This is a genomic window from Leptolyngbya sp. FACHB-711 (assembly GCF_014695615.1).
Lineage (GTDB): Bacteria > Cyanobacteriota > Cyanobacteriia > Elainellales > Elainellaceae > Leptolyngbya_A.
In genome coordinates, this window is sequence record NZ_JACJOR010000449.1 from 1 (window position 1) to 8,374 (window position 8,374).

An 8,374-nucleotide genomic window follows, 5' to 3' on the forward strand; every position below is an offset into this window, starting at 1 on the left:
CCAGAAAGGCAATGAAAGGATAAGGCAATAAAGGAGATAGAAAAATGACTCAGAAAACTTGGTTGGTTACCGGTGCTTCTCGGGGAATTGGAGCCGAAATCGCGAAAGCCGTTTTGGCAGCAGGAGATCAACTCATTGCAACTTCTCGTAAAAAGACTGATTTACAACAATTTGAGTCAAATCCGAATGTGTTGACCCTTAGCCTGGATGTGACTGACGAGGCTCAGGTGCAAGCGGCCGTGGCAGCAGCGCTCGATCGCTTTGGGCAAATCGATGTGTTAGTCAACAATGCCGGATTCGGTATCCTCGGCGGTGTCGAAGAAACCAGTGCAGAAGAAGTTGAGCGGGTCTATCGCACTAACGTCTTCGGGCTGTTGAATATGACCCGTGCGGTATTGCCCAGTATGCGTCAGCGCCGCTCTGGACACATTATTAACCTCTCGTCGATTGGGGGCTACCGCTCTACTCCGGGGTGGGGCGTCTACTCCTCAACCAAGTTTGCGGTTGAAGGCATTACCGAAGCGCTGCATGATGAATTAGCGCCTCTGGGCATCCATGCCACTGTAGTCGAGCCGGGATACTTCCGGACCAATTTCCTTGATGGCAGCTCGCTCCAGCGCACAGCAGAGATTCCGGATTACGCGGAGACGGTTGGTAAAGTTCGTAAAATCGCCTCTGAGCTGAGCTATCAACAACCGGGAGACCCCACCAAGCTAGCCCAAGCGATGCTGCAGCTCGCCAATGCTGATACGCCACCCCTACGGTTGCCGCTCGGGACCGACACCCTTCGAGCCATTGCCCAGAAAAACGCCTACGTTGAGCAAGAAACAACACAATGGCGTGCACTGGCTGAATCTACGGATTACAGATAAAGGCACGCAGTAGGGTAAAGGAAGAATCGCGAATGAATGCTTCAAGTTCTCGGTGGCAGCATTACGTCCTATAGAGAACTTGAGGCACATCCTTTAGAAACTAAGTTGTGATGGTTTCTCATCGAGATGCTGTTACCAAACTCATAGAATATGCTGCAACCGCAGGGTAGAAAAGCACCATACTGTCAAAACGGTAGTACCGTAAACAACCGCTTCACCGCGAAATTAAATTGCTCCTAATGCTTTTAATATCGATTGTTGAGCAGTCGTCAACCCCTTTGCACCTTGAATATTCATACCTTCATAAAGGCGATCGCCTTTCACCGTTTTGATACAGCGCCCTGTAGCAACATCCCACAGTTTCATCGTGCGATCGAAGCTCCCACTTAATAAAATTTGACCGTCGGGGCTGAAGACAACCGATGCAATCCAACTGGCTTGCCCACCCATCACATGAAGGCATTCCCCCGTCTTCAAATTCCAGAGGCGAACGGTTTGGTCATCACTGCCACTGGCAATAGTTTGACCATCAGGGCTAATAGCAATGGTAAACGCGATGCTGGTATGCCCCTGTAATGTCCTTAGACAGGCTCCGCTTTGCACATCCCACAATCGAACCGTCTGGTCAAAGCTGCCGCTTACTAGAATCGGCTCGGTTGGATGAAAGGCTAGCGCGTAAACCCCGCCCTTGTGTCCTTCTATCACCCGTAGGCACTCCCCGGTCTGCACGTCCCATAGCCGAATCGTTTGGTCATAGCTGCCACTTGCTAGAGTTCGACCTCGGGGATCAAAGGCGATCGCCCGCATGCTGCTCTGATGACCCTGTAGCACGTGTAAGCATTGGTGAGTTTGCACATCCCACAGACGTACTGTTCGGTCACGGCTGCTGCTTGCCAGGGTTTGCCCAACGGGGTTAAACAGCACCGCTAACACAGGAGCATCATGAGCAATCCAGCGATCGCCCTGTCCTGTTTGCACATCCCATACAAAAATGGAGCCATCTTCCCCGTTGGTGGCGATGGTTTGACCATCCGGGCTAAAGCTTAAATTTGAAATTAGGCTGTTTTCTCTGTACAGGGTTTTGTAGGGAGGCGAACTGAGTAGTTCTCTATCAACCTGCCATTGCCATAAATGAATCATTCCCGTTTGACTACTACTACTGGCAAGCAGTTGATTCGGTGATCCAGTTCCCGCTGAGGCAAAATCATTCTGATTCTGAGCTGCTGTAACTGTGACAGGACTAAAAATTAAGGCGTGTTCTCCATAGGTATAACCGCTTAACGTTTTGAGGCTTTGCCCACTCGGCATCTGCCACAGCCGCACGGTTCGATCCTGGTTGGCGCTGATCAAGACCTGACCATCGGCACTGATAGCAAGCGCCAGAGCAGATACCGTCTGTTCGCCCAGAATATTCGTACAGTATCCGTCTTGGACATTCCAAAGCCGAAGGGTGCCATCATCACTGCTGCTTACTAAAGTGTCGCTCTCTGGACTAAATACAATATTCCGAACCCAGTCTAAAGTGTCGCTCTTTGGACTAAATACAATGTTCCGAACCCAATTGGTATGCCCCCGCAGCGATAATTCAGGATTAAATGAATGAGTTTTAGAATTAGGCGGATGAATCCATAGTTGAATGCAGCCATCAAGGCCGCCACTTGCCAATCGTTGACCATCCGGGCTGTAGCGCACGCAGCGAATACCGGAAGAATGCCCTTGCAGCACATTTAGGCATTTTCCAGTCTCAACATCCCAAATCCGAATCGAGGTATCCTTACTGCCACTGGCTAGAATTGGATGGTTGGGTGAGAAGTGAACGGAATAAACGTTTTTGGTGTGTCCTTTCAAAACGTGCAAGCAGTCACCCTGTAAATTCCACACTCTTGCGGTTTGATCATCACTACCACTGGCTAACCATTGACGATTAGCGCTAAAGCTTAAAGACCAAATTCGACTCGTATGCCCTGTCGAAATCCACAAACACTGACCACTTTGCACATTCCACAACCGTACAGTCGCATCATTACCGCCACTCGCCAGTGTCGTGCCATCGGGACTAAATGCAACAGCCCAAACTCCACCGCGATGTCCTTCAAATGTTGCAATGAGTTGATTGGATGCAACATTCCACAAATACACAAAACCGTTGATATCGCCCACGGCAAAAACTTGACCATCTGGGCTAATATCAACCGATGTTGGCACCCCCAAGGTCTCCGAAAACAGGGATGTTGCTAAATCAGAATTTTGAAAATTGACCCCTACCAAATTAATCTGCCGCAGGTCGGCTTGCCGCACTACGAGTTCAGAAAAATCGGAACCCTGCAAATCTACTTTGAGCTGCACCAGCAGATTTATTAAGTTCCCGGCCGCATATCCTGCTCCATATTCTGATCGTTGTTGTGCGAGAAGTAACCTTGCTCTATTTTCAACTTCTGACACATTTCGGTAAGCCGATAAAAGCCATTCCATTACAGGCTGCAAAATTAATCGCAGTTGCATTTCTCGGATATAGTCTTTCGCCTGTACTCGAATCAATGAATGACTTTGCCATACATCAAGCTGTCGGGTTGTAAATTCTGTACAGACCTGTTGTATCAACCGTTCTGTGACATATTCCATCACAACGGGCTGCAAGAAAAATAATCCATCCGTTTTTTCGAGCAGCGACCGCCGGAGCAGTGAATTTACTTGTTGGGGAACGGTTTGTTGTAAGGCTGCACCGATAATGTTTTCACGAATCTCTGCGATCGCCACCGGCTCTCGATGAATGGCAAACCAGTAGAGAATTTTCTGTTCCTCTGCCAATAGGCGATTGAATTGGCGATCGAGCAGATCGCGGATGTCTTCAAAGACAAAAACGCCCTGCTCAAGATAGGTTAGAACCTCTGCAACACTGCCGTCGAACAAATCTTGCGTAGCAGCTGCAACCAACTTCAGCGCCAGAGGATTGCCGCCATAGTGATTGACCAAGGTGTGCCACTCGGCTTGTGAACCTGTAAACGCTCCTTTTTGCTGAAAAATGGCGCGTCCATCATCGGGCGTGAGTCCGCTGAGAGAAAGTGATCGCACTACGCTCTGTTTGCCCTCCAACATGGCAATTTCCCGTGGCTTTTCGCGACTAGTCAGCAAGCAGCAGCTTTGATGGGGCGTTTCTCCCAGCGTTCTTAAAAACTGTCCATAAGCCTCATAGCCCGATCTCCACTGACCCACCTGCTCACTGTGCAAAATGGTTTCAGCATTATCCAAAATCAACAGACACCGCTGCGATCGCAGATACTCCATCACCTTCGACAACTTTCCGTCCACCGTTGTAGGAATGACAGGATCGTCTCCTTGAAGCGGCATCAAAAATTTCAGCAGGCTGGTTAGCAGGTCATCGAAGGAAGGGGCATTGGCAAGCGATCGCCACACGATCACATCAAATTCAGACTGCATCTGCAGGGCTGCTTTGACGGCGATCGTGCTTTTGCCAATTCCTCCAATTCCAAGCAGTCCAACCACGCGGCAGCGGTCTACCACCATCCACTGCCACAGCTGCGCCAGCTCGGTTTCACGACCATAAAACACAGAAGCATCGACAGCGCTATCCCAGTTTTGCTGAGGGTTCGCTGGCTGACTAGACAACGCTTCCACCGATGCGATCGGAGAAACATGATCGGTCTTTAATAATTCCAGTCCAAAGGATTGGAAGAGAATTTCTAACGACTGGCGATCGACCCCCAGTTCACGCTTCAGAATACGGGCCAGGGTGTTGAGAGATAACCCAGTGCGTTCATTCAGATCTTCCTGGGTAAGCCGCTTACCCCAGTTTTCCTCCGACTCTACCTGCTGCTTTGCCGCTTGAAACCGTTGCCATCCATGGGGTGACAGAACGACTCCCCTCGCCCGTGCAGAGGGGGCTCTACTGCGTCTGGGTTTTTGGGTCTTATCCATGGTTTAGACAGCCAAGGGTTAAAAGGAGTAAACCTTCTAAGCGGAGTGCGGTTGCCCTGCGAGGGTATCAAGTTTCAGATACTTAGCGTGTGTTCCAGGGCAACTTTGATCAAATATCTGCCTTTAGGTATAGAAGCACTGCCTCAGCTTATCTCAGTGCTTAACGCAGAGAACTTGAGTGTTCTGAATTGGGCCCACGTTGAACAATAGGACCAACAGAGGGCACCAAGCTCTCTTCCTATCCCCTTCTACAAAGGACAGTGAGGAAACAGCTATGACACAGTCAACCCATACAGAACGGCTTATCTTAGTCACCGGCGCTACAGGCAATCAGGGCAGTGCGATCGCCCGTCATCTTTTGCAACGCGGCAATTTCAAGGTTCGCGCCTTGGTGCGTGACTCCAACAAGCCTGCAGCTCAAGCCCTCCAACAAGCAGGCGCAGAACTCGTGGTCGGAGATCTCAACGATCGCGATTCCCTCGATCGCGCTTTGCAAGGTGCCTACGGTGTTTTTTCACTACAGATCTTTCAAGATGGCTTAGACACCGAAATCCGTCAGGGCAAAGCGGTTGCAGACGCAGCGAAAGCGGCGAACATCCAGCATTTCGTCTACAGTTCGGTGGGTAGCGCCGAACGCAACACAGGTGTTCCGCATTTTGACAGCAAGTTTCAAGTCGAAGAATACATTCGAGCCAGCGAGTTGCCTTACACAATCCTGCGGCCCGTTTTCTTCTTCTACAACTACAACATGCTGCGCTCGATGGTTGAGACCGGAACGCTCTTTCAGCCATTGAGTCCTGAAACGAAGTTGCAGCAGCTTTCTGAAGAAGATTATGGGGAGATGGTCGCTGATGTATTCGATCACCCCGCAGACTTCATGAAGGGCGAAATTGAACTTGCCAGTGTGGACATGACCATGCCGGAAGTCGCTGCTGCGTTCAGCCGTGTTTTAGGCAAACCCGTCCAATACCAACAAATCCCGTTTGAGACGTTTGAGCAGCAAATTGGAGAGGAACTGACCATTATGTATCGCTGGTTTGAGAACGTTGGCTACGGGGCAGATTTAACCCAGTTGAAGCGTAATTTTTCTGCACAGACCGACTTTGAATCTTATTTGCGCGACCACGATTGGCAGAACCAGCCAGAAGCGTAGCCGATGTCGGGTCAATGATCCTTTGAAATCGCTTAAAGACCGAGAACAACAAGGTAACTGTTGAGTCAGCACCTTCGTTCCTTTGAACCTAACCCATACCAATTTAGGAGAAATCCCATGAGCACGATCACGACGCAAGATGGCACACAGATTTACTACAAAGATTGGGGTACAGGAAAACCCGTTGTCTTTAGCCACGGATGGCCTCTGAATTCTGATAGCTGGGAAGCTCAAATGCTGTTTCTAGCAGACCACGGGTTTCGGGCGATCGCTCATGATCGTCGCGGCCATGGACGCTCAAGTCAGCCCTGGAACGGCAACGAGATGGATACCTATGCTGACGACCTCGCGACGCTGATTGAAACGCTAGACCTCACCGATGCCACGCTGATTGGCTTTTCGACCGGCGGCGGCGAAGTAGCCCGCTACATTGGCCGCCATGGCACCAGCCGAGTTGCTAAAGCAGCGCTGATCTCAGCGGTACCCCCGCTCATGGTGAAAACAGAGGCCAATCCCGATGGCTTGCCCATCGAGGTGTTCGACGGTCTGCGGGCGGGCTCCATCGTCGATCGCTCGCAGCTCTATCGCGACCTGGCTAGCGGCCCCTTCTTTGGATTTAATCGTCCTGGGGCCAAGGTCTCCCAGGGCATGATCGACTGGTTCTGGCTCCAGGGCATGCAGGCAGGACACAAGAACGCTTTCGACAGCATCAAGGCCTTTTCTGAAACCGATTTCACTGAAGATCTGAAAAAGTTCGACGTGCCCACCCTCATCCTCCACGGTGATGATGACCAGATTGTACCAATTGGAGCCGCTGCGATCGCTGCCGCCAAGCTGGTGAAGCATTCCACCCTGAAAATCTATCCCGGCGCACCCCACGGTTTAACCGATACGCACAAAGAACAACTCAACAACGACCTTCTATCGTTCCTCAAGGACTGACACCGGACGTTGAGGTGAGACATCGTTCTTAGAGGGATAAACCCCGGTGTAAGCATCAGCAATGATTCGCTGCAAGTACTGGGGACTGTATTCAAAGAGATTCAATTTTAGGAGTAGAACCCATGAAATTAAAGCCGATCAATCAGCAAGTAGTCGCCATCGTTGGCGCTTCTAGCGGAATTGGCAGGGAGACAGCCCTGCGGTTTGCTAAAAAAGGCGCAAAAGTTGTTGTTGCTGCTCGTAGCGAGTCTGGGTTGGCAACGTTGGTGAATCAGATTAAAGAGCTAGGTGGAGACGCGATCGCCGTCATTGCTGATGTCAGCGAGTTTGAACAGGTGAAAGCGATCGCCGATCAGGCCATTGCCACTTACGGACGACTTGATACCTGGGTACATGTCTCTGGAACCAGCGTTGTTGCACCGTTTGACCAAGTCACACCGGAAGAATTTAGAAGAGTTCTCGATGTGAACCTGAATGGACAGGCCTATGGCGCAATGGTGGCTTTACCACACCTCAAACAAGGCGGCGGCGCGCTCATTCATGTTTCCTCGTTAGCGGCGAGGGTGCCGTTTCCCTTGCAAAGTCCCTATGCAGCTTCCAAGCATGGCATAGCAGGCTTTTTAGACTCCCTGCGAATTGAATTGCAGCACCAAAAACAGCCGATCAGCGTCACGAATGTGATGCCCGCTATCACGAATACACCCATCTTCAATAAAATTCGGACAAAGATGGGCGTAGAGCCGGCTGGATTACCGCCCTACAACAAACCCAGCACCGTTGCCGATGCCATTTTATATGTGGCTGAGCATCCTACTCGCGACTTTGTTGTAGGTGATATGGGGCGAGTATTAGAGATGCTGCAACGCATTGCCCCGGCAATTGTCGATCGCTTATTTCTTCAGGTTGGCTTTACTGCTCAACTGTCCGGTGAGCCAAAATCACCAGATGCACCTGACAACCTATATGGCCCACTCTCTGGTTACGACGTTGTAGAGGGCGACTTTGGCAAGTTGAGCGTACCCAGCTTCACGGATTGGCTCGATCGCAATCCACCTATCAAATGGAGCGCGATCACAGTAGTTGCTACCAGCGGATTGATTGCCATGCTGGGAGGCATTTCAGGATAAAGACCGTGTTGTTATGGTGTCGCAACCAAGCATGGCGTGACGGTTGATTTTACGTTAGTGCATGCGGTTGCGATTGCCTAACTTAATCCAATAGCAAGTTTTAATTTCCTCTTACTTTCAACTCGACGCAAACAGTATTTTGGAGAGAACAATTGTGAAAGATTACAGATCGATGGGGCTTGAAGGCATACTTCAAGAAGCCTACACAGTTAAGATTGGCGAGTATATTAGACTTGTCGGGAAATAAGCAAGAATAGAAGGCAGAAATGGGATAAGCAAATGCTGGATATTGAACGGGTGCTGACACAAGACCGCTTGCTGCGCGCTTTAACTGGCTTGAATCG

General features: G+C 50.3%; 5 protein-coding genes. 4 read left to right on the forward strand and 1 reads right to left on the reverse strand.

All coding sequences use genetic code 11. The annotated features are described in order from the left end of the window. Positions 1-44: 44 nt before the first annotated feature. Positions 45-872 (forward strand): oxidoreductase, encoded by an 828-nt coding sequence (locus H6F80_RS20195; RefSeq protein WP_190793318.1) that lies wholly within the window; start codon positions 45-47, stop codon positions 870-872. 225 nt (positions 873-1,097) lie between these two features. Here H6F80_RS20195 and H6F80_RS20200 read toward each other — a convergent pair whose 3' ends face one another. Then, positions 1,098-4,808, reverse strand: coding sequence for a WD40 domain-containing protein (locus H6F80_RS20200; RefSeq protein ID WP_190793319.1), 3,711 nt, complete (start codon positions 4,806-4,808; stop codon positions 1,098-1,100). Between the two features lie 274 nt (positions 4,809-5,082). On the opposite strand from H6F80_RS20200, the gene H6F80_RS20205 reads away from it, so the two are divergent. The 3 genes from H6F80_RS20205 (at position 5,083) to H6F80_RS20215 (ending at position 8,030) form a co-directional block, all read left to right on the forward strand. Further along, positions 5,083-5,961 (forward strand): NmrA/HSCARG family protein, encoded by an 879-nt coding sequence (locus tag H6F80_RS20205; RefSeq protein ID WP_190793320.1) that lies wholly within the window; start codon positions 5,083-5,085, stop codon positions 5,959-5,961. 117 nt (positions 5,962-6,078) lie between these two features. Then, positions 6,079-6,903, forward strand: a complete 825-nt coding sequence (locus H6F80_RS20210) for an alpha/beta fold hydrolase (protein ID WP_190793321.1) — start codon at positions 6,079-6,081, stop codon at positions 6,901-6,903. A 122-nt stretch (positions 6,904-7,025) separates the two neighbouring features. Beyond that, the gene (locus tag H6F80_RS20215; protein ID WP_190793322.1) at positions 7,026-8,030 is read left to right on the forward strand and encodes an SDR family oxidoreductase; all 1,005 of its coding nucleotides are present in this window, start codon (positions 7,026-7,028) and stop codon (positions 8,028-8,030) included. Positions 8,031-8,374: the final 344 nt, after the last annotated feature.

What these genes read in the sequence shown, in the direction of transcription:
- H6F80_RS20215 (WP_190793322.1), top strand. Translation starts at nt 7,026, where the DNA reads ATGAAATTAAAGCCGATCAATCAGCAAGTAGTCGCCATCGTTGGCGCT.
- H6F80_RS20205 (WP_190793320.1), top strand. Translation starts at nt 5,083, where the DNA reads ATGACACAGTCAACCCATACAGAACGGCTTATCTTAGTCACCGGCGCT.
- H6F80_RS20195 (WP_190793318.1), top strand. Translation starts at nt 45, where the DNA reads ATGACTCAGAAAACTTGGTTGGTTACCGGTGCTTCTCGGGGAATTGGA.
- H6F80_RS20200 (WP_190793319.1), bottom strand. Translation starts at nt 4,808, where the DNA reads ATGGATAAGACCCAAAAACCCAGACGCAGTAGAGCCCCCTCTGCACGG.
- H6F80_RS20210 (WP_190793321.1), top strand. Translation starts at nt 6,079, where the DNA reads ATGAGCACGATCACGACGCAAGATGGCACACAGATTTACTACAAAGAT.